General features: G+C 41.9%; 19 protein-coding genes. 7 read left to right on the top strand and 12 right to left on the bottom strand.

The window, feature by feature from the left end; genetic code table 11:
• Positions 1-45: 45 nt before the first annotated feature.
• Both I1A42_RS03940 and I1A42_RS03935 read right to left on the bottom strand, forming a co-directional pair.
• Positions 46-1,557 (bottom strand): EAL domain-containing protein, encoded by a 1,512-nt coding sequence (locus I1A42_RS03940; protein ID WP_161157394.1) that lies wholly within the window; start codon positions 1,555-1,557, stop codon positions 46-48.
• Between the two features lie 152 nt (positions 1,558-1,709).
• A complete protein-coding gene (locus I1A42_RS03935) occupies positions 1,710-2,582 on the bottom strand; it encodes a hypothetical protein (protein ID WP_161157393.1) in 873 nt (290 codons plus the stop codon).
• A 313-nt stretch (positions 2,583-2,895) separates the two neighbouring features.
• On the opposite strand from I1A42_RS03935, the gene I1A42_RS03930 reads away from it, so the two are divergent.
• Together I1A42_RS03930 and I1A42_RS03925 are read left to right on the top strand one after the other, a co-directional pair.
• Positions 2,896-4,545, top strand: coding sequence for a BCCT family transporter (locus tag I1A42_RS03930; RefSeq protein WP_196122724.1), 1,650 nt, complete (start codon positions 2,896-2,898; stop codon positions 4,543-4,545).
• A 407-nt stretch (positions 4,546-4,952) separates the two neighbouring features.
• Positions 4,953-5,282: a hypothetical protein gene (locus tag I1A42_RS03925; protein WP_161157391.1), complete on the top strand. Its 330-nt coding sequence runs from the start codon at positions 4,953-4,955 to the stop codon at positions 5,280-5,282.
• 101 nt (positions 5,283-5,383) lie between these two features.
• Here the strand turns inward: I1A42_RS03925 and I1A42_RS03920 are convergent, their stop codons facing one another.
• A complete protein-coding gene (locus tag I1A42_RS03920; protein WP_161157390.1) occupies positions 5,384-6,052 on the bottom strand; it encodes an OmpA family protein in 669 nt (222 codons plus the stop codon).
• A gap of 444 nt (positions 6,053-6,496) precedes the next feature.
• Between I1A42_RS03920 and I1A42_RS03915 the strand changes: the two genes are divergently transcribed.
• A complete protein-coding gene (locus I1A42_RS03915) occupies positions 6,497-6,811 on the top strand; it encodes a hypothetical protein (RefSeq protein ID WP_161157389.1) in 315 nt (104 codons plus the stop codon).
• A 45-nt stretch (positions 6,812-6,856) separates the two neighbouring features.
• On the opposite strand, the gene I1A42_RS03910 is transcribed toward I1A42_RS03915, so the two are convergent.
• Entirely contained in the window at positions 6,857-7,216 is a 360-nt protein-coding gene (locus tag I1A42_RS03910) for a diacylglycerol kinase (RefSeq protein ID WP_161157388.1), read from the bottom strand.
• Positions 7,217-7,438: 222 nt separating this feature from the next.
• Between I1A42_RS03910 and I1A42_RS03905 the strand changes: the two genes are divergently transcribed.
• Together I1A42_RS03905 and I1A42_RS03900 are read left to right on the top strand one after the other, a co-directional pair.
• Complete coding sequence (locus I1A42_RS03905; protein WP_161157387.1) at positions 7,439-8,647, top strand: glycosyltransferase family 9 protein; 1,209 nt, start codon at positions 7,439-7,441, stop codon at positions 8,645-8,647.
• 224 nt (positions 8,648-8,871) lie between these two features.
• Positions 8,872-10,458 (top strand): phosphoethanolamine transferase, encoded by a 1,587-nt coding sequence (locus tag I1A42_RS03900; RefSeq protein WP_196123774.1) that lies wholly within the window; start codon positions 8,872-8,874, stop codon positions 10,456-10,458.
• A 46-nt stretch (positions 10,459-10,504) separates the two neighbouring features.
• On the opposite strand, the gene I1A42_RS03895 is transcribed toward I1A42_RS03900, so the two are convergent.
• The gene (locus I1A42_RS03895) at positions 10,505-10,741 is read right to left on the bottom strand and encodes a hypothetical protein (protein ID WP_161157386.1); all 237 of its coding nucleotides are present in this window, start codon (positions 10,739-10,741) and stop codon (positions 10,505-10,507) included.
• 453 nt (positions 10,742-11,194) lie between these two features.
• Here I1A42_RS03895 and I1A42_RS03890 point away from each other — a divergent pair, with 453 nt between their 5' ends.
• Positions 11,195-13,048, top strand: coding sequence for a hypothetical protein (locus I1A42_RS03890; RefSeq protein WP_196122723.1), 1,854 nt, complete (start codon positions 11,195-11,197; stop codon positions 13,046-13,048).
• 73 nt (positions 13,049-13,121) lie between these two features.
• Here the strand turns inward: I1A42_RS03890 and I1A42_RS03885 are convergent, their stop codons facing one another.
• From I1A42_RS03885 to I1A42_RS03860, 6 genes are all read right to left on the bottom strand, one after another.
• Positions 13,122-13,964 (bottom strand): mechanosensitive ion channel family protein, encoded by an 843-nt coding sequence (locus I1A42_RS03885; protein ID WP_161157384.1) that lies wholly within the window; start codon positions 13,962-13,964, stop codon positions 13,122-13,124.
• Between the two features lie 291 nt (positions 13,965-14,255).
• Positions 14,256-15,116 carry an NAD(P)-dependent oxidoreductase gene (locus I1A42_RS03880; protein ID WP_196122722.1) on the bottom strand — a complete coding sequence of 287 codons (861 nt, stop codon included), beginning with the start codon at positions 15,114-15,116 and terminating at the stop codon, positions 14,256-14,258.
• 144 nt (positions 15,117-15,260) lie between these two features.
• On the bottom strand, positions 15,261-16,601 hold the full coding sequence (locus I1A42_RS03875) for a cytochrome c (protein ID WP_230389332.1): 1,341 nt from the start codon (positions 16,599-16,601) through the stop codon (positions 15,261-15,263).
• A 2-nt stretch (positions 16,602-16,603) separates the two neighbouring features.
• Entirely contained in the window at positions 16,604-18,187 is a 1,584-nt protein-coding gene (locus I1A42_RS03870; protein WP_196122721.1) for a GMC family oxidoreductase, read from the bottom strand.
• Positions 18,187-18,708 (bottom strand): sugar dehydrogenase complex small subunit, encoded by a 522-nt coding sequence (locus I1A42_RS03865; protein WP_196122720.1) that lies wholly within the window; start codon positions 18,706-18,708, stop codon positions 18,187-18,189. The genes I1A42_RS03870 and I1A42_RS03865 overlap by 1 nt, the downstream gene beginning before the upstream one ends.
• 394 nt (positions 18,709-19,102) lie before the next feature.
• Positions 19,103-19,993, bottom strand: coding sequence for a LysR family transcriptional regulator (locus I1A42_RS03860; RefSeq protein ID WP_196122719.1), 891 nt, complete (start codon positions 19,991-19,993; stop codon positions 19,103-19,105).
• 200 nt (positions 19,994-20,193) lie between these two features.
• Between I1A42_RS03860 and I1A42_RS03855 the strand changes: the two genes are divergently transcribed.
• Positions 20,194-22,311 carry a TonB-dependent siderophore receptor gene (locus I1A42_RS03855; protein ID WP_196122718.1) on the top strand — a complete coding sequence of 706 codons (2,118 nt, stop codon included), beginning with the start codon at positions 20,194-20,196 and terminating at the stop codon, positions 22,309-22,311.
• Between the two features lie 76 nt (positions 22,312-22,387).
• Here I1A42_RS03855 and I1A42_RS03850 read toward each other — a convergent pair whose 3' ends face one another.
• Positions 22,388-22,732 carry a hypothetical protein gene (locus tag I1A42_RS03850; RefSeq protein ID WP_161157378.1) on the bottom strand — a complete coding sequence of 115 codons (345 nt, stop codon included), beginning with the start codon at positions 22,730-22,732 and terminating at the stop codon, positions 22,388-22,390.
• Positions 22,733-22,886 lie beyond the last annotated feature (154 nt).

Here is a 22,886-nt window from a genome sequence, read left to right as displayed (position 1 = left end):
GGTAATTCTCCACCTACATCGCAATTACTGATCAACAAAATAGATCTAAGGCTCAGAGACAAACTTTTTATCACTGTTTAACAGCCACTGTTGAATAAATTCATTCAAGACAATGGGTTTACTGAACAAATAGCCCTGATAATAATCCACGCCATTTTTTTCTAAGTATTCTTTCTGTTGTTGGTTCTCGATACCCTCAGCAATGGTGGGAATTTCTAAACGTCGAGATAAATCGAGCAAGTTGTTAACGATATTATTTGACGTTGTATCTTTGCCGATTAAATCGATAAATTGTTTATCAATTTTGATATAACTGATTTTAAACATTTGCAAATAAATCAAACTAGAGTGACCTGTACCAAAGTCATCAATCGAAAAACGAACTCCCGCTCGGTATAAATCGTTATAGATATCTCTAACTCTTTCATCTTCAAAAATCTGTTCACGCTCAGTCAGCTCTAAAATAAGCTTAATGTTAGGGTTATGCACCTCACGATAAAAACTCAGGGCGTCATCAACAATACGGCGATTTAATAATTGCTGACCACACAAGTTAAATGACAAATGCAAAGGATTCGCAATATGTTCAAGACAACCTTTAAGCTGTTCACTCACTTGTGAAAATAACGAATGACATAACCCTGAGGCTAATTGGGCTTTTTCCAGCAAATCAATAAATTCGTACGGGCCAATCACCCCCTTTTTAGGATGATGCCACCGAACTAACACCTCGCCCCCTTTCAACTTACCATCATGAGTCACAACAGGTTGAACATAGGCTTTGAGTTGCCCTAGTTTGATCGCATGGCGTAACTCTCTTGCCAGATATTTGGGCTGACTAATAAATTTATAAAATTGATAACAGATCAAGGCTGGCACAAGGATTGAAAACAGCAGCGTTAGCAGTAGCTCAGTTGCTATAGTCGAAATCATTAATGTCCATTGATAATCGGTATGGATGGCATAGGAATAAGAAGAGGATCTGACACTAATCCCATCAACAATACCTTCCTGCCCCAAATCACTCGCAGGTAATTCCAACCCATCGGCTACGAGATGAAAATGAACATAGTCTGGTTGAATTTGGAGCTGGTCTAACACGTAATAGATATTGAGTTCGGCAGTCGTATCTCCAATGCGATAATAGAGCGCTTTGGTCGATATAAAGCCTTTATCGACAAACAAAGACGCGGTATTTTGTGGGTGGATAGGAAACGTGCTGAATCCATCAATAGTGTTGCAATAGCCATCTTTCCATTTTACTTCCATCGAAAGTCCACTAGGAATGCTTAACGTTCTAATCGTCATCATTCTTTGTACACCAGAACAGGGAACGTTCGAATAATGGCCGATATAACGAGCGGCTTCATCTACGTGTTCTAATACGGAATCAATGTGCTGAATAATATTACTGATATTATGTTTAACTTGGCGTTCAATATCTTTTCTCATCACCTGATAGGCTAAGATAGTAGACAGTGCGACCAATACTATATACACGAAGTAAGTCGCCATTCGTGCTTTAAATAGTCGTCTAGATTGATATCGTGTTGTCATACAACTGCTATCCTACTGGCCCAACATAAAGTGAAATGACCGACATATAAACTCTTAATTCTAAGTTTTCACGCTGAACACTAACGTTAAACTGCTCTCCAATGTAGTCATCTTCGTGGCATTGCCCCATGCTACTTTGGAGTAATTTATTCTCAATTCTCATTATGGAGATATGCCATAAAACGAGCGTGTTTAGCTCGATAATCAAACGCATCTTCAGCGATTAACTCATCCACTTTTTGCCCGATCCAATCTAAATTGACGGTCAAACGTATCGCATGGTCAAGTTGCTCAAAGCGAGGCAAGGAATCTGAAACAATCATGATCACCGCAATAATAATTTCAATCGTGTCTCTCACCTGTTCATCCGTCACGCTTTTCTGTCCAGATTTCATGTCGAGACTTTCAATTAAAAAATGAATTTGCGACATTAAATTACAGACCGGACAGAAGTGCTGCACTTTCCCTAAATAGCGCTGGTATGTTAATAGAGAGCGTTGGATAACTTGCGAGGCATTATCGGCAGGTAACAACACATACTGCTTGAGACTTTCTTGTCCCGAACTCAAGCGAAAAACCACCTGTATCCGTTCACACCACTCTTTATCTTGGCTTTGTTCCGCACTGCTGTGCACTTGAGTCAGTAATTGCTCTAAATTGATGTTAAGACCATTAAGATCCGTGTGTGGATGGGGCAGAAAGTCGAGACCAAAATGACACACCAATAACCCTATTAGGTAATCGGTGTTTTCTTGCAAATAGCGATCAGCCGTTTTATTTTGTTGCGCGTTTTGCTGCAAGCGGACAATAAACTGGGTGAGTTGATTAATTTGATCAATCAACAGGGTTTTAAATGAAGCGGTTCGGTCGATAATGATACAGTAACTAGGTTGTTCTAAGTTACTAAAAACGCTTGATAATACGCGTCTCACCCAAGTTTTACCGTCAAACTCGACACCGACAGGGTTCATTACTGCAGAAAAACCTGACAATGTAACAATACCGTTTGCTAAAGGCTCATTCATAAACAGGTCCAGTCTCCATGCTTAATTCAAGCGACTAACAATAGATAACTGACCTTGTTAATGTATAACCAAGTAACCTCAAGGTGCTATTTGTTGAGGTCATTGGGATATCTGTGGCTTATTTTTAAGTACCACTTGGTAGAGTAATCCTAGACCACGCCCAAATATTGTTCGATATCATTTGCATAAATTTTTCGATCAAACTAACTAGTTTCTCAATTTCGTTCATCGTTACAGTATAAAAAATACAAAAACAGTGAGTCCTCATCTACTCTTAATTCTGTTAATTATTTGTTTAGAGGGGCAATAATTCATGAGTAGTGATAATAACGATAATGGTGGCATCCCAGAACCAAGTGGGAAAGCAAACCCTATCGATACCGATTACACCGTGGGACAAGATAATGTGGTGGTGTCTGTTGGCCCCTTTGGGCTTGATATTCATAACCGCGTCTTTGCTATTTCAGGACTTGCTATCGTTATTTTCGTGTTTGCCACATTGATATTTCGCGAGCAAGTCGAACCTATTTTTACATCACTAAAAGGTTGGTTAGTCACTCACTTAGATTGGTTCTTCCTTTTATCGGGTAACATTTTTGTCATTGTCTGTTTAGGCCTGATTGTCTCGCCGCTCGGAAGCGTCCGCATTGGTGGCACCGATGCTACTCCTGATTATTCCTATTCAGGTTGGCTAGCCATGCTGTTTGCTGCAGGGATGGGGATTGGATTGGTGTTCTTTGGTGTGTCTGAACCCATGTCTCACTTTAGCACTGCCTTAGCCGGAACAACGGTAGAAAATGGCGTCCGAACCGATTGGGCTCCTTTAGGTGGAGCATTGGGCGACACCAAAGCAGCGGAAGCATTAGGCATGGCTGCAACCATCTACCATTGGGCATTACACCCGTGGGCAATCTATGCATTATTAGCGTTAGGCTTGGCAATATTCTCCTTTAACAAAGGGCTGCCACTTACGATGCGTTCGGTTTTCTACCCGCTGTTTGGTGAAAGGGTTTGGGGCTGGACTGGTCACATTATTGATATTTTAGCCGTAGTCGCGACCGTATTTGGGCTCGCAACTTCACTGGGTTATGGCGCCTCGCAAGCGGCGACTGGATTGAACTTCTTATTTGATATCCCATTAACCGATACCACCAAAATAGTACTTATCATTTGTATCACCGCCATGGCCCTCACCTCAGTATTAGCGGGCTTAGACAGTGGGGTCAAACTGCTGTCTGAAGTTAACATGCTCTTGGCTGCAGTGTTGCTGATGTTTATTGTCATTGTCGGCCCGACCTGGGACATTTTAAGTGGCTTTGTTAACAATATCGTTAACTATGTTGAATATATTCCTGCACTATCGATGCCATTTGAGCGTCAAGACGTTAACTATTCGCAAGGGTGGACGGCCTTCTATTGGGCATGGTGGATTTCATGGTCACCATTTGTGGGCATGTTTATCGCTCGAGTTTCCCGTGGCCGTACTGTCCGTGAGTTTATTACTTGCGTATTGATCGTCCCATCCATTGTGTGTGTGTTCTGGATGACTGCATTTGGTGGTACAGCAATTAGCCAGTATGTCAATGATGGCTATGATGCGGTCAAAAACGCAGAGCTATCATTGAAACTGTTCTCAATGCTAGAGGTCATGCCTTGGCATGCCATCACATCTTTTGTCGGTATTGTTTTGGTAGTGGTGTTCTTTATCACCTCTTCAGACTCAGGGTCTTTGGTTATCGATACGATTGCTGCAGGTGGTAAAGTGGATGCGCCAACTCCACAACGAGTTTTCTGGTGTACGTTTGAAGGTTTGGTCGCCATTGCCTTAATGCTCGGAGGGGGGCTAACAGCTGCTCAATCGATGGCTGTTGCCACTGGTTTTCCATTTACGATTGTATTGTTGGTCGCCACCGTGTCACTCATTAAAGGTCTAATGAGTGAACCTAGAGCCAATAAACCATAGCAGACTCATTTATCAGTGACATCCCGGACAAAAAATGGCCTATTCTGTTTTGAATAGGCCATTTTTGTTGTGCATTATTGTCCCTTAGACCTTAATAAGCCACACAATCATTGTATTAATATTTGCTAAAACATGATCCGACCAGACATTTTTTGTCCCATCACCACTCAATATTGACTGTTTCAGAATTATTTTTGTGTTACCGTATAAAACACTCCAATATGGCTTAGATTTCATAAATATCTCTATGTTTAGAGTCAATCAAAAAGCCAAACATATAACAATCTGTTTTCTATATCACTCGTGATTTATAACCATGAGGAATAGTAGAGAACAAACAACGTCGGTAATATCATGAAAATAATGTTTATTGATCATAATGGTCTCCACTGGCTAAGGAGTCCGCTATGATATCTTTGCGAAAAAAAAGCTCATCTGTAGAAAAGGCTCGTGAGAAGTTCGCAACACTCTTAATGCTAGAAGTCATTACATCCAAAAATAAACAAACTATTTGTAGGAAATGCCAGTCGGGTGAATATGACGAAACCGATTTAGAGTATGACTTTTTTAAGTTGCTAAAATCAGACGCTATTCCTAATTTTCCTCATCGTTCGGATATGACATTACCTAAATTGCAACGACTACTCGCTCGTATTGAAAACATTAACTTCGAAATGGGTTATGAGTTACTACTTAAGTGTCCAACTGGTCAGTGCGCGCAACACCACTTTCTCTAGGTGTCTTTTAGCATGTTACTCTCTGTTATCACCTCATTATCCATGGTGACAACGATCGTTTGCCCACGAATACAAAGTTCGTGGGCGTGCTCATCATAAATTTATTGATTTGGCGTGATTTGAATTTCAACTCGACGATTACACTTTCGCCCTTGAGCTGTAGCATTACTGCATAACGGTGCATTCTCACCATGACCATAAATACCGATACGCTGAGGCGAAACATTTTGATTAATCAGGTATTCACGGACCGAATTTGCACGACGCTCAGATAAAGATTGGTTATAAGATTGGCTGCCAGTGCTATCGGTATAACCATTAATTCGCAAGCGGGTTTTCGGATACTCCACTAACACTTTAGCTACACCGTTCAATGATTTATAAATACTTGAATCTAAGTGGTAAGAGTCACTATTAAAGCCAATACCATTTTGCATGACCAATTTAATCTGGCTATCGTTGACACGTTGAACTTGAACACCTGAATCAAGTAAAGATTTGCGCAATTGGGCTTCTTGACGATCAAAGTAGTAACCGACGCCAGCGCCAACTGCAGCACCACCAGTTGCACCGATTAACGCGTGCTGACGACGTTCCGTCGCATTACCGCCCGTTGCTAAGCCTGTTAATGCACCCACAACAGCGCCAACCACGGCACCTTTAGTGGTAGAGTTTGTCTCATTTTCACCTGTTGTTGCATTCTGCCGCTGGGTGGCTTCACAACCAGCAAGTGTGACTGTTGCAATTAACAACATTGCCCATTTTTTCATTGTTTATCCTATTTAATGTGTATCTATACCCAAATGACCTTAAGCGGCTGTTGCTGCGAGAATGTATTTGCTCTTAGGCACAGCTCTGATTTAAAGATAGAGTCATTCTACGTTGAAAATATACATGTAGTTTGATCACCATTTAGGCACCAAACATAGAATAAGTAAATGATAGAAAACAAAGTCATACAATTGCAATATCATTTATAAGATTCCGTTAACATCGGCGCAAGTGCCTAATATCTCCTTGCATCAATAAGCTTACATATTTAGATACATATCTTTACTCTGAAAATGTGCAAATATCTCTATAATGCCATGCATACCGAGCAAAAAGTTGCCCGCAGTAACGAAATTTAAGTAAACCTTAAGAATAAGGCGTTAAGCTCATACTCAGTTGAAGTTGATATCCATAACAATGGAAAGCGTAGTTGGGAGACAAAGATGGGAATCATGCAAAACATCGCACTACCAAAAGTAGCCAAAGACTATCCGAGCTTAAGCCGTAAGATTGTTTTACATATTACTAACGGCTATGTACCTGATATGGTATATAAAATTGATGCAAGTGATATCGATTCTGCTTGTCAGAAACGCAATGGTAAAACCCAACAAACACTCATTGAACTTTATGAAGATTACGTTCAATTGCTCTATTTAATTGCACAAACTCAATGTAATCCATGTTATCAAACGCAACTTAAAGAAGAGCTGAAAAAGACACTCGCGTCCATTTATCAAATGATCCACATTAAATGACGTCAAACTAACGCTCAATCATACTTGAGCGTTACATTGATAGTTTTACGCCAGTAAAATCGCTCCCCAAACACCCATCGCGAATAAAATGGATATCAACACCGCAGCTGAACCTAAATCTTTCGCACGACCGCTTAACTCATGATGCTCAGGTCCTATTCTATCGATAGCCGCTTCAACTGCTGAGTTCAGTAATTCAACGATCAACACCAAGACCATAACACCAACCATCAAGATCTTATACGTCACTGATTCATTCGTCATCAACGCAATAATAGTGCACACCACAAACGCCAGAGACTCCTGACGAAATGCCGCTTCATGTACCCAAGCAGCTTTTATTCCTAAATAAGAAAAATACGCCGCTTTTACGACTCGTTTAATCCCTGTATTTCCTGGTTTCATTACGAGCAACCCTTAATTTTATGCTCAATATTGTTCACGCTCTGCTAAGCGAAGATGGATGGATAAATTACACAGTATTACTTAAGAAACTCTTAATAATCATAGCGTTTATTAAATACTAGGAAATCGACCAAAAATTTTCATTTGATCACTCTCTTAAGTAAATCTTAACTCTCAGTATCTAATATCGATGCCTTAGACACATAGCAAAGAGCTTGCAGTATGTATAAATTAAACCTCGACTCATTTTTGACTTTTAAAACCGTGTTACGTCGCTTTGATAAGCAACGAAAAAAGACGATGCTATCGCTATTAAGTAAGATGACGAGCTATTTTTTTGCTCAACCTTCTCACGCCATGTTGATCAAACCTGCTGCAGTAAAAAGCGTCGTTGTGGTCAGAAACAATAGCCGTTTGGGAAATACTGTTTTTTTGATTCCATTTCTCAAACAACTCAGAGAAATATTGCCAGAGGCGAACATTACTTTAGTAAGCAAAAATGAGTGGCAACAGGATCTGCTTCAAGACTGTGGAGTGGATAATTTTTACTTTACTCATCTTAAATTTCGTAGTGCATTCAGATCTCTACGCCAACTATTGAGTTTAAAAAAACAAAGTTTTGATTTGTGCTTGATGCCATGTGGATCTGCGCAAGATGCATTCACATGTGCGTTTATCCGTTCTGTAAATAAAGTCTCCTTTAAACACCGCCATTATCAATTCGGTTTTACGCACACGTATCCCAAAAGTACTCTGTATCGTCACGCAGCCTTGCAACCATTGAGTTTATTAGCTCAAATGTGGTCTATCCCTCTTTGCCCACTAGATCACCACCTTGGCTTAAATGATAATGAACTAGAACTGGGGTTATCCGTTCGCGCTGCAATTGTCGATAAATCATCACTTTGTATCGCGTTTTTTCGCGGCGCTAGAGGAGAAAAACGTCTAAGTGATGAGCAATGGCTAACCATCATTGAACGCTGCAATCGCACTTCTGCTCACCCGATCACATGGGTCGAAATACTTGGCCCTGAAATTAGTCAGCCATTAGAAGGCGATATCTGTCACTGTCGTTCAACCGATCTTCGAGAACTCAGTGCATTTTTTTATCATGTCGACGGTTTTATCAGTTGCGATACTGGGCCTTTGCATCTTGCGGATAGCGCTGGCGCAACCTGTATCGGGCTCTATTCACATACAGATCCTGCCACCTATGGTCTACTCGGTTCTCGCGGTTTAACTGTTTCAGATATCGCAGCGTTCGATCCTAAATTGGTCTTAAATCATATTGTGCGAGTGAAACAAGACACCACTCAATCACAAACCGTTTCCTCTTTTTCCGAGCCGATTGCGAGCGAAAAAGATCTGAATCCGCTCAACACGACCACGTCGCCCCCAATTAAAGCTTCTATTTCATCTATGCCATGGTGAACAAAAGCGTTGGGCATGAGTCTGCATTCTCATGCCCTTTTTTAATGGCGAAAAAGACCTGCCGCTTGAGGATAGCGAATCAACTAAAATAACGGGAAAGTCCCCTAAGTATTAAGTCAATCTTAAGGTTTGCTCAATACACTGAGTTCAACTTGTCTAGTATCAAAAAGGTTATGACATAGATGAACATCAATGTTACTCGCATTCCAAGAATATCTCTGACTATGCCATCGCTCATCGTGCTCCTCGCACTCTATTTTGGCACGGTAATGAATTACCCGGTGATAAAAAAAATTTTCGAATTAAGCCATAGTGTTAGTGACGTGTCGTTCCCTTACACCGCGCCGCTGTTCCTAATTTTTTGCTTTACAATTATTTTTTCTGTCTTTGCAATCCCATACTTTTTTAAACCCTTTATGGCGTTCGTGATTTTGACGTCGGCAGCAGCGCTTTACGCCCAAATGAGCTTTCATACATTATTTGATAGTTCCATGATGGAAAGTATATTTGAGACTAACAGCTCTGAAGCTGCGTTTTATCTCAATAGCGCTTCTGTTGGCTATATGTTGATACTGGGGCTTATCCCCACCGTTCTGGTTTTTTTAGTGAAAATCAAACCTCAGCCTTCATGGAAAAAAGCGGCCATCACACGTGTTGGCTTGGTTGTTCTTGCTATCGTCGGAATCCTGTTAATTGCGGCGACCAACTACAAAAATTACGCATCCGTAGGACGTAACAATAAATATCTGAATAAAATGATCATTCCTGCTCATATTTATAATGGTGTCCGTTACTTTGATAAAACGTATTTTGCCAAAACCTACCCTTATAAGCCCCAAGGTGAAGATGCGAAGTTAATGCCTAGTGCCAATGGTAAGCCGACATTAATGGTGGTTGTGCTTGGTGAGACTGCTCGTGCGATGAACTTTGCGCAAAACGGTTATCAACGTAACACCGATCCTTATACCAAAGATATGGGGCTAATCTCTTTTAAACATGTGTCATCATGCGGAACCTACACAGCTCTTTCCGTTCCTTGTATGTTCTCCAACCTAAACCGAGATAATTACGATAAAGAACGCGCCAGAAGCCAAGATAACGTACTCAATGTAATGAATCATGCTGGCGTAGAACTGATGTGGTTTGATAATGATGGGGGTTCAAAAGGCGTTGCGGATAATCTTCCTCACCAGAGAATTGATGGTTCTTTAAAAGATGTCGATTGCAACGGCAGTACTTGTTTTGATGAGGTCATGCTGAAAAAAGCACAAACCTTCATCAACAAAGACACGAAAAACAAATTACTGGTGTTACATACTATTGGTAGTCACGGTCCCACCTACTGGCAACGTTACCCGAAAAGTCATGCCCCTTTCCAACCGGCATGTGACCGTAGCGATATAGAAAATTGCAGCGATAAAGAGATTAAGAACGTCTATGACAATACGTTGGTTTATACCGACTACGTGCTATCGCAAGTTATTGAACAACTGAAACAAGCCTCTAAACAGTACAATGTGATGATGACCTACATTTCCGATCACGGAGAATCGCTTGGCGAAAATGGCCTGTACTTGCACGGCACTCCATATTCAATCGCGCCTGTTGAGCAAACTCATGTTCCATGGCTAGTGTGGATACCACAAAACTATGCGCAGCAAAAACACATTAATAAATCGTGTTTAGAGAACTTAGCGACAACTCAGAATCTCTCCCACGATAATTTATTTCATTCTCTACTCGGCCTATATGGTATTCAGACCAGTGCAGATAACAAACAGCTTGATATAACTGCGAAGTGTCACGCATAAGAAATCAGCAAGCCTCAACTATTTAAATGGTTGCGGCTTGCGTCATCTATGGCTCTAATCGAGTTAACAATAATTCGCGCCGTAATTCCAAAATTTCCTGAATATACTTATCTTGATTCGCAATACCAAAGTGGGTGGCGTAATTTTTGACCATCGCAATTTCATCTGGTCTTAGTTGGTACACTTCACGTTTTAATACTGCTTCTGCTTCTTGTCTTATTAAGCCCTGATTTTGGAGTAATTTTATAATTTCTTTATCAGCATCTGCTATTTTTCTAGCCATAACGTCCTTCACCAAAAACGACTAATGCATTGCGTTTAGTACAATGCCACAACTTGTTTCGGGCACACCCTACAATGAGATAATGACAGTATAGTGACATTATCTTGGGTCGTGACTCAGTCTCACAAATAGTCCGTGCTCTGCTATATTTATGCAGTCCTCATCACAAAGATACTGTTCATAATGAATTTTTTTGTTAACTGGCAACGCTCCTTTTTAACTTTATATCTATTGATATGTTAAAAAAGATGTCTTATTTTGAATAAGTCTATGATTGATATGTAATCAGCTGTAACGAGAAAAGCCTCTAAGCTTTCCGAAGCAGCACCCCGATAAAAGTAGGATTTGTCGTATCGCATCGGTATCTACGTACCTAACTTAATACCCAGCTCTTCCGTCTATTACGAATAGCAGGTAGAACGCTACGACCTCATTTTTTTGGAGTCTGCATCAATGAGTCAGCAACAACGAATACATCACCAACCTGGTCCACAATTACCCAAACATAAGCGTCGCTATCTGCGCAACGCGATTCCCCCAGCAGCTCGTCATGTTAAGGGCTGGCGTTACTTCGCTGGTTTATTTGGCGGAGAGCATATCGCTGCCACTGAATTTGTCATTGGTGTCACCTTTGTCACCATGGGGGTCGGAACTAAGGAACTGTTACTAGGCCTTTTAATTGGTAATCTACTTGCCGTTGCCAGTTGGATGATTGTGACAACCCCCATTGCCGTTGAAACCCGGCGATCTCTGTTTAGTTATTTAGAACAAATCACTGGATCGCACTTCAGCAAAATTTATAACAGTGCCATTCTGCTCTTCTATGGTTCACTCGCAGCCGCCATGATTACCGTCTCAGCTTATGCTGTGCGCTTTGCTCTCGATTTGCCAGTGCAATTAGAAGCCTACCCAACGTCGATTGCCTTTATTATCGTCACCCTCTTGCTCAGTGCCGTTGTGGTGATTGTTGCTGCGCGAGGTTTTGAGGCAATGGCGAACTTTGCCACTATCTGCTCACCTTGGATGCTCACCTGCTTTATCTGCGGTGCAGCCATCGCACTTCCAACCTTAGCGATGCATGTTCATGGCAGCACAGAAGTATCGAGTTTTTCCGATTTTCTTTCTGTTGCTCGTGACTCTATCTGGACTGGAACAACACCAGAAGGCAAGCCCGGTATATCGACTTGGGAAGTGGCCGCCTTTGCTTGGGCAAATGGTGCAATGGTGCATTTAGGTCTAATCGATATGGCGACCTTCCGTTTTGCACATCGTAAATGGTATGGGGTATTTTCGAGTATCGGTATGTTCCTAGGTCACTATATTGGCTGGATTTCAGCTGGTCTAATGGGCGCAGGTGCAGCGGTATTAGTCGGTAAATCACTCATTAATCTCGACTCCGCTGATGTTGCATTCGCCACTCTCGGTTATGTGGGGTTACTGGCGGTTATCTGCGCAGGCTGGACCACCGCGAATGCCTGTTTATACCGTGCAGGCCTTGCTGCAAGTGCACTGATGCCATCCATGACACGCAGTAAAGTCACAGCGATTATCGGCATTGTCATTGCTGCTGCAGCTTGTTTCCCATTCGTTGCACAATCGGTGATGCCGTTAACTGTTTATGGCGCTATTTTGCTCAGTCCAGTTGGCGCAATAACCATTGCAGAACATTACCTACTACCCAAACTTGGATTAACTCGCTACTGGTCACGCTATTTGGGGCAAAAACTCAACCTTGCCGCCCTTTTAGCGTGGGGGATTGCTTTAGCCTTTGCAGTTACGATGGTTGTGACTAAGGCAATCAGCTTTTACTACATATTCTTGCCCGAATATTTAATCGCCTTAATTCTGTATCCTATTGCTGCAAGCTTCATGGGCGCAAAAGACTCGTGGCCTACACATGAAATGCGTCAAGAAGAGAAAGAACAAGTATTGATTAATTTTGAGCAAAAACGCCTTGCAGAAAACGCGAACAGTGACGATGAAGAGGAAGACCCATCAGATGCTCATACGGCAAATATCGCCAAGGTATTACTGGTCGGTGCTGGTGCCATCTTAATCTTTATGGTCGTTTTAGCCGTGCGTTTAGTGTGCTTAGCACCGAGTGGTGAAGCATTGAAAACCATGCAACAAGATTACTTCTACACCGCCATTGCGCTTACATTTGCGTATTTTGTGATTGCATTCTGTGCCATGCGTGTGACAGATGGTCCATCGGATGAAGAGGAAGAATCTACACCTCAAACCACTCAAGACACTGCTCAGCAGCCATTGTCATCGGCGCCGTCAACAAACTCGCCACAAAGCTGATGACTGTTCTTCAACGAAAAGCGCCACTTCAAAACGAAGTAGCGCTTTCATTTAAGGCTTAATTACCGTGTTCTTACAATGATGGCATCCCATCTTTATTAGTCACCGTAAGGTGTAGATCACGCTGTGGATAAGGAATACTTAACCCCGCTTCTTCGATCTTAGGCTTAATTTGACGTTGAATACTCCAATATGTATCCCAGTAGGTATCGATCGGACACCATGCTCGTAACTGAAGATTCACTGAGCTATCAGCCAACATCTGCACGAGTACCTTAGGTGCGGGATCTTGTAATACTGCTTCGTGGCTTAAGGCCAGCTCCTTGAGCACATTGAGCCCCACTTCAATTGAATCATCATAAGAAATGCCGACCGTAATATCCATACGGCGACGGCTGTTACGGCTGTAGTTTTTGATCGTCGCGCCCCATACAATCCGGTTTGGACTAGAAATAAATAAACCATCGCCGGTTTCCAGAATCGTCGTAAACAAACCGATATCTTTTACGCTGCCAGACAAACCGCTAAACTCAACGAATTCGCCCTTTTTGATCGGCTTAAGGATCAACAGCATAATCCCTGCAGCGATATTACTTAGGGTGTCTTTCAACGCTAAACCAATCGCTAAACCTGTCGCACCGACCAATGCCACTAAACTCGTTGTGTTCACCCCAAACAAATCCAAAATGATCACAATCGCGATTAAATAAATGGCATACGAGGTCACTTTCGAAAATAGGCGTGACACGATTTCATCACTGTTGCTGATTTTCATGATACTAGCAAAGACAGCTTTGCGTATTAGCTTAGAAATCACGATGGATAAGACGAGCACCATGACTGCAAGCAGCAAGTTTTTCAGAGTATCCATGATGATAATCTGATGTGTGGAATAAAAATTAATAATTGCGTCCATATATACTCCAAAAACCGAAAATTAACGGCTTTCATTGTTCCTCTTCGGCGAAATATCACTGCAAATGAAAGAATTTAATGTTTCGTGAATATTAAGCATAGCTGATGTAACAACCGATAAACACCATATCTTTATTAAGGATAAACATTATATTTATCAATATCTTTAATATTAGGACTGACAGGTTCTGCACAACACACTAAAAGGGTGAGTGAGTGATTAACACGCACAAAAAAGCTCAAGTAAAAAACTTGAGCTTATTAAGTAATACTGGGCAACGACGATGCGCGCTTATTTCACAACTTTATACAGCGCAGCAATATCTTCGTCAGCATACCCCTCTTTGCGAGCCAGTTTAAATGCCTCATTAGTTGCTGCCGCTGTTGGCATCGGCTGGGCTAATTTATCTCCTAACTCAACAGCTAAACGCAAATCTTTTTGCATATGTTTTAATGGGAAACTTGTCGTGTAATCCTCTGCAAGCATCATCGCCCCTTTGATGGAAAACATAGGGTTGGCCATGGCACCAGCGCTTAATACTTCTAAGATTTTTTCACCCTCTAATCCAGATTTCATCCCAAGCGACATACCTTCACTAAAAATACTCAGCATGCCCCCCATCATCATATTCACAACCAACTTCATGTTGGCACCTTGGCCCACTTCGCCAAGATACGGCGACATTTTCCCCATCACTTCAAAAGCGGGCACCGCTTGTTGATACAAAGATTGATCACCTGCCGCTAAGATAACTAAGGTACCATCTTGAGCCGGTTTTTTCGTTCCCGATACAGGCGCTTCTAAAAAGCGACCTCCAGCTTGAGTCACAGCGTTGCCAATCTCTTGTGAGGTTGCGGCGTCCACTGTCGACATATCAACATAACCGCGTTGATTACCAATACCAGCGGCAACACCATCTTCACCCTGACAAATCGCCAAAGCTGCCGCTGGATCGGAAACCATAGCAAATGTGATATCACAGGTAGCGGCGACTTCTTTAGGCGAATCGCCATGTTTAGCCCCTAAAGCGATAAGCTCTGCACATTTTTCTGGATTACGATTCCAAACAGTGATGTCAAATCCCGCTTTTACCAAATTTATAGCCATGGCTTTGCCCATAATACCTAGGCCCAAAAATCCAAAACTTGCCATGATTTACTCCTTATTGTGATTGTGTCTCAGCCTATATCCATGGCTGAATCGTCGAAATTGGTACCATTATGCTTGATTACGTACTTATAAAAAAGTGAGGTCATATGACCTCACTTTGGCGTTATAAAATACTTTTATTAAGTGTTATTCACTCACTCTCAGAGCCTTCACATCGGATGCTGAGATATTGGCGTCTTTTGCTCCATACGTTTTGGTTAAGAAATTCACTAGTGTTGCCACTTCTTTATCACTTAAGTGTTGACCAAACGCTGGCATCATTACATCACCAGAAGCAGTGTGACGCTTGACGCCATGCAAAATAACCTGAATTAAGTTGCCAGTATGTTCGCTACCGATGACGCTATTATGGTAAAGCGATGGATAATAACCATCCGGTGAGCCGCTACCATCAGCATCATGGCATACACTACAGTTGCCCATGTAAAGTGAAGCTCCTGGCATTTTTTTACTCGCAACATCAACAGGAACACCGCGCAGTTTCAGATCTTGAGAAACCGGCTGACCTTGTTCAAATCGTGACGGTTTATTTTTGTCATCATTAAATGGCGTGACTGATCGCAGGTACGTCGCAATAGAGTTGAGATCACTATCCGTAAGATACTGAAAACTATGCTCAACCGCTTCTGCCATTGGACCGGCGGCTTGTGCCTTACCCGGTACAGAGCCAGTTTTTAAATATTGTACGATTTCAGCCTGACTCCACTTACCAATGCCAGCCGTCTCATCACTGGTGATGTTAAACGCGTGCCAACCACCCAGATCTGATCCCGCAAGAAATGAATGCTCTGTCTCATCGCTAGCTAACGACTGCATTGCCAAACCTCGTGGTGTATGGCAAGTACCGCAGTGGGTTGCCCCCTGCACTAAATAAGCACCGCGATTCCACTGCGCACTTTCATCAGGTTTCACTCGATATGCCCCTTGTTTATGGAACATCCAATTCCACAAAGCCAGTGGCCAGCGCATCGACATAACAGCCGGAATATCATTCTCTCTATTTGCTTGATGCACCGGTTTAATTTGGTTCATAAAGTAATCATATAAAGATTCGATATCGGCATCGGATAACTTAGTGTATTCCGTATAAGGCATCGCTGGGTAAAGGCGACTGCCATCTTTACGAATCCCTTCACGAAGAACGCGACGAAAATCCGCCAATGTGTAACGACCAATCCCAGTCTCTTTATCTGGAGTGATGTTAGTGGAATACAGAGTACCCATGGGTAATGGCATGGCCAACCCACCTGCAAATGGCTTATCTGTTTGCGTCGTATGACACGCGGTACAATCAGACATTTTAGCGATGTACTCACCGCGAGACATTCCCTTCGGCACCTCGGTAGTGCTGAGTTGTTCAATCTTAGGTGGATTTACCGTTTTAGGTGCCAAAACACCAGAAACAATCGCGGCCACGACTGCTAATCCCAAAAGAACCACAATCATTAAATAGTGTTTTACTTTCATGATCATGCCTCCTTCATTAGCGTATCAGCAATACGTAGTGATAATGCTGCAATCGTTAAGGTACAGTTGACCGTGCCGACAGTTGGCATAGTGCCAGAGCTGGCAATAAACAGGTTGTGGTGATCATGAGTACGACAGTTTTTATCTACAACGCTATCTTTGGGGTCATCACCCATAATGACTGTGCCACAAATATGTTGGTTGTTAGCAAATGAATCACTATATTGAACGTCTGTAGCGCCCATTAACTTAGCAATTTTGGTATAAGCTTCTCGAGTATGCACCGCGCTGCGTTTTACGTAATCGTCAATGGCATAATAAAACTCCGGCTTAGCGATCCCTAATGCGTCTTTACCATTACTGCTTGGAATAATACGGTTTTCTGGATGTGGTAACAGCTCATGAAAACTGTCAAATTGCACGTAACGCGAAGCTCGGTCGCGGATTTCTCCATCAAGATGTGAACCAATCAAGAACGTATCTTCCGCTAGGATCTCTTGGGTCATTTGATCCGTACGCGATAAATTGGATAAATGAATTTTCTTACCAGCATACTCAGAACGAAAGTCACCGTCACGCCAGCCAATAATAGACGTCATTTCTTGAGCGCCACGGCCAGGCCACAGCTTTTCATTAGCAAAAAAGCGGATGCCTGTTCCGGGGTGGTCCATCAGATTTCGACCAACCATATCTGAGCTATTACCCACATCAGACATTAACATGAGTTTTGGTGTTTCAATGCCGTTCGCAGCCAACACAAAGTACTTACCTTCTACTTTTACCGATTCACCTTCGGGCGTTTTATAATGCACAGCTACAATACGGTTATCCGCGCCTTTTTCTATCTTATAGACCACAGCCTTATCGATAATCCGAGCACCAGCCGCTTCGGCTTTCTCCACATGAGTAATGCCGTTATACATCGCCCCAATTGGACAAATTGGCATGCAATTATTGTTACCACAACATGTTGGTCGATCATCATAAGGACGGCTGTTACGAGCAACAGGCTCGGTAACAACATAGAAGCCATTATTGTTTAATCGGTCTTTGATCGTTTTTTCGTTGTACGAAATAGGTAATGGTGACATTGGGTAAGGTTTAGAACGTGGTGAACCTAACTCCTCATCACTTGGCCCCCAAACGCCGAGCTCTTCTTCTGCTCGCTGATACCAAGACTCTAAGTCTTTATATTCCAAAGGCCAATCACGCCCTACGCCATATATGGATTTCAATTTAAAATCACTAGGAATAAAACGCCAAGCAGATGCCGCCCAGTGCCAGGTTGTTCCCCCGACAGCACGAATATATTGTGCATCGTAAGCTTGCTCACCTTTTTGGATCAAGTAACCGTTATCTGGATTCATTTCAGGGTGAGGCGCATATGGCGTTGATGGGTACGGCGCCATGAAGTCCATCTTATTGGGCTGATTACGAAAACGCTCAACAATTTCACCTCGGGTATAGCGAGGCCCTGCCTCCAAAATCAGAACATCTTTACCTGCGCGCGCCAATTCGTTGGCAACTAGGCCACCAGCAACACCGGAACCCACAATAACGTAATCGGCTTTTTTAATCGTGGTCATTATGCTTTTTTCTCCACAGGTTTAGCGGCCCAGTAGCCAGGTTTATTTGGACAATAAGAACGAATCTGCAATACATCATCTACAGCTTCAAATTCCAGAGCATGCCGATACGTAATCACTTTGGCATTCACGCCTTGACCAACAATACCTGTATACCAAGCAGAGAGAATAGCTTTGGCTGTGGTTAAAGAATGTGGTGTTAAAGAGGATTCAATTTTCGTTGGTGTCAGCGCTGCGAGCTCCTTCGCTAACGCATTTAGATCTGAATCAAATTGTGGAATTTGGTGACTTAACGCTTCATAAAAACGATCATGAAGAATAGGTAATAGGTCGCTACGACCCGTTAATATTTTAGACACAGTGACGAACACATTATCGTGGGTCACATTCAAGGGGCTTGCTATTACTTTCACAGGAACAGCAGAGACTAAAGATACAACGCCTAACGAAGCCGCACCTTTTAGCACCTTACGTCTCGCGACTTGTAAGTCACTCAACGCCGGAGATTTTTTGTTATACATAGCTCACTCTGACACTTTAATGTTAAAAATGGTCATCAAAAAGTAAGTTAACAATAATTACATCACATTAATTATTGTCACTTTTTGTTAACGAGTTATTAAATGGTATAGCAAAACCACCTAAATGTTAATGTTTGTGACAAATAAACTTATCAACTGTATAAATAGTAATCGAAAACAACAACTTATAAATTTTATCAATAATATTAGCTACGTAATCATACCTATAATGAATATTATAACAGATAAAAATAAACAAGCTGATATTATTAAAAAGCATCTTAATATCAATACTTTAATATAAAAATATTAAGGAAATCTTTATAATAAGAGAATAGATCAGAGGTAGTATGCCGCTATTATTTAAACGGCACCACTAGGCAGTATAAAAAATCTAATTGGAATGATGAGCCAGCAATAACGTTAAAAATGTGTTAAGAGCTGGATTGTCAGCCGATTTTTTATAAACAAAATTGAGCGTGATTGTCTTGGTGAGATTATCTAATGGCATAAACTCAACCAATGGAGAAGGCCGTGAAGCATGTCGTTCATTCACCAACGCAATACCGGCTTGTGCCGCCACTAATCCCAACATAGTTCCTTCACCATGCGCCCATTGAACGTTACTAGGTAGCCAACCTAGCTGATGCAACACCATTTCCTGCCACTCAAAATATTGCGGATCCGCACTTCTGGCAAAACGCACGGCTGGTAGTTGGTTAAGATCATCGATACTCATGGATGAAGAGACCTTACTGCTCCAACTGACTGGATAAGCGAGAACTAACCGATCACGTGCCACTTCTTTGGCCTCATATTCACTAGGAAGTGGGCTGAATGAATAAATAAATGTACCATCAATTTGATCAAGTTCTAGGCGTTTGAGCAATACCGCGGGGCTGTCAGAAAACATCTCCAGTTCCACTTTATCGTTACTGCTACGAAATTGATTCATCACTTGTGTCACTTCGCCTCCCCACATTAAAAAATCAGGAGCACCAAGCCCTAACGAGCCATATTCCGTATTCGCAAACTGTCGCACTTTCGCATTCGCTTCGGCAATCTGTACCATAATTGGTCCTAGCCTTTTCTGATAAGTCTCGCCAGCTTTATTTAACGATAACCCCTTGGGTAAGCGATCAAATAACTGTACACCTAATTCTGTCTCTAGCTCTTTGATTTTTTTTGATATCGCCGGTTGTGTAACATGCACTTTTTTCGCAGCGAGACGAATATTTTGAGTTTCAGCAACAGCCAAAAAATATTTTAGGTGGCGTAATTCCATCAGGGCACTTCCAAAACGGCATCGGTTGATAACTATTTATCAATTACATTAATTACAAATAGGAAGCATTATCATCTTCCAAGTAGAATGCTCCATTATATAAGAATTCACCTCCCCCCTGAAATAAATCGTATTTCTAATGAATTCGCAGTGGTATTCACCTTTAACAAACGTAAAAATTAAAAATAAAGACGTGCATCATGAATAAAAATAAAATAATTATCAAAGGGTTGTGTTTAAGCATCGTAACTACAGTATCGATGAATCAGTATGCCCTTGCCAATGATTCAACCCCAAGTAATGACGATAAGGCCCAAGATACCATCGTCGTCACTGGTCAATATACTGCAGATGAACCGGTCGATAGTGCCGTCGGTTTAGGGTTACGAGATAATGAGATTCCACAATCCGTTAGCGTAATGACAGAGCAGCGCATACAAGATCAAAACTTAAATAACATCAAAGATGTCGTTGATAACTCCATTGGTCTATCGACGATTCCTGCCGATACTGAGCGAAACACCTTTATTTCTCGTGGTTTTGAAGTCAGTAACTATATGGTCGATAGCGTGCCGCAACCACTAGGCGATCTCGGTGGTTCAATTGGTCAATCCATTATTGATCTTTCTACCTACAACCGTATTGAAGTTGTGCGTGGGGCAACCGGTTTAATGACTGGCGCCGGCAACCCTGCCGCTGCCATCAACTTTTCGCGAAAGCATGCTGATAGCTCAGACTTCACTGGCTACGTGAACGTAAAAACCGGAAGTTGGGATCAGCGTGAACTGAGTACCGATTTATCGAATGGATTAAATGAAGAAGGTACAGTTCGCGGCCGCGTTGTTGCTAAATATCATAAAAACAATTCCTTTATGGACCGCTACAGTAAAGAAACCAGCGTGCTGTATGGTGTTGTCGATGCCGATATAACCGAGGATACTCTGATCCGCGTTGGTGCTGGTATGCAAAACAATAATGCGCCAGGTGCAACTTGGGGTGGACTCAACGCTTTTGACTCAGATGGTAACAAAATTGATTGGAGCCGCTCAAAATCAATGGCGGCAAATTGGAGTTACTACAATACGGATTCAACCTATTACTTTACTAACTTAGAACACCACTTAGATAACGGTTGGCTGTTTAAAGCTGATTATAACCACACCCAATATAAGCAACATAGCCAACTTCTCTATGTCGGCGGTATTGTTGATACCTCTGATGAAGGCGCCTCATTAGGGACTTATGCACTAAAAAGTCGTTCAGAAAATAACATCGATAGTTATGATATGCAGTTAAATGGCGATTTCCAGTTGCTAGGACAGACTCACGAGTTTGTAACTGGCCTGCTCTACAGCGAACAAACCTTAAAACGTTATTACGGTTACGGTGCGAGCGGCTCTGAATTTGGTCAAAGCCTGTACGATTATGACGGCGATTATGCAACAACATTTGCCAATCCATCCCTGACGGCAGACTACACAACCCGTGAATTTGGTTTCTACGCTGCAGCGCGCTTCCACCTCACTGAAGATTTAAAATGGATTATTGGTGGTCGTGTATCAAACTGGAACCGAGATGGTTTGGGAACATCTGACTATGGTAAAGATGGTAAAGTTACCCCTTACACTGGATTACTTTACGATATCACCCCACAACATCGTGCTTATGTCAGCTACGCAGAGATATTTAGCCCTCAAGATAAATACGACGCCGACGATAACCTAGTTTCACCTCTAGAAGGTCATAACTACGAAGTAGGTCTAAAAAGTGCATTATTAGATAACACATTGCACACGACAATTGCGCTATTTAGAACTGAGCAAGATAACTATGCCGAAGCCACAGGAAGCTATACTTCAAGCGGCAATTACATCTACGAAGAAAAAGATATGACGAGTAAAGGCTTTGAGTTAGAAGCAACAGGTCAGATTACTGAGGGCTTAAAAATCAGCGCTGGTTATACTCAATATAAAGCACATGATACCAATGGCGATGATGTAAGTACCACCTACCCTAAAAAACAATTTAAGGTATTTACCACCTACAACTTTGTTTCTCTATTACCTGAACTGACCGTGGGCGGGAGCGTAAACTGGCAAAGCAAAATCTACCAAGATGATACCAGCGGTAATCGTACCGAGCAGTCTAACTACGCAGTCGTCAACTTAATGAGCCGTTACGATATTACGAAAAAAACGAATATCCAACTTAATATCAACAACTTGTTTGATAAAACATATTACAGCTCTGTTTACGCCGATGGCTACAACTACGGCGACCCGATGAATTTTACACTGAGCGTACAACATAACTTTTAAGTACAAAGTACAAGTTACAAGTACACTCTAAATTCATTTTACAACTCAGTGATCCACGTTCGTTGGATCACTTTTTTTACATCATAAAATCAAGAATGTTGTAATGAGAAAAACAGAGATAATAGGCCCCAAAGGTCACCCCTACGATAACCACGATATCGCAGATCAACCAAAGGACAGATTGTCGAGGATACTGCCTTTGAGCATTCTCAAATAGTGGCAAAATACCGTATGAACTGACTAAAACACCGACCATAAAAAAGAGCATTCCATCCCCTAAATTACTGGTCAGTGGAGTGGCCAATTCCATAATGCAAAAAGTGATGGTGAAAGCAATAAACGTTGCCCAATCAAACACCATAGGATTTAGTTTAACTGGTTCTTTTATCGAAATTTTTTCTCGATTAATGTGGTTTAACATATCGACGCCCTCTATCAGTTAGAACGTTAATACTGCTTATTTCGTTATCGAGTCTAAGTGAATAACAACTCAGTAATTGAATATTGATTCACACTCCTCATATTTTGAGGAAATCTTCGTTCTATTATGTGACCAATCACTTAATAAGACCTTC

Source organism: Vibrio nitrifigilis (assembly GCF_015686695.1).
In the GTDB taxonomy this organism is placed as follows: Bacteria; Pseudomonadota; Gammaproteobacteria; order Enterobacterales; family Vibrionaceae; genus Vibrio; species Vibrio nitrifigilis.
The sequence above is the reverse complement of the archived record's forward strand: the minus strand, read 5'-3'. Positions and strand labels throughout refer to the sequence as shown.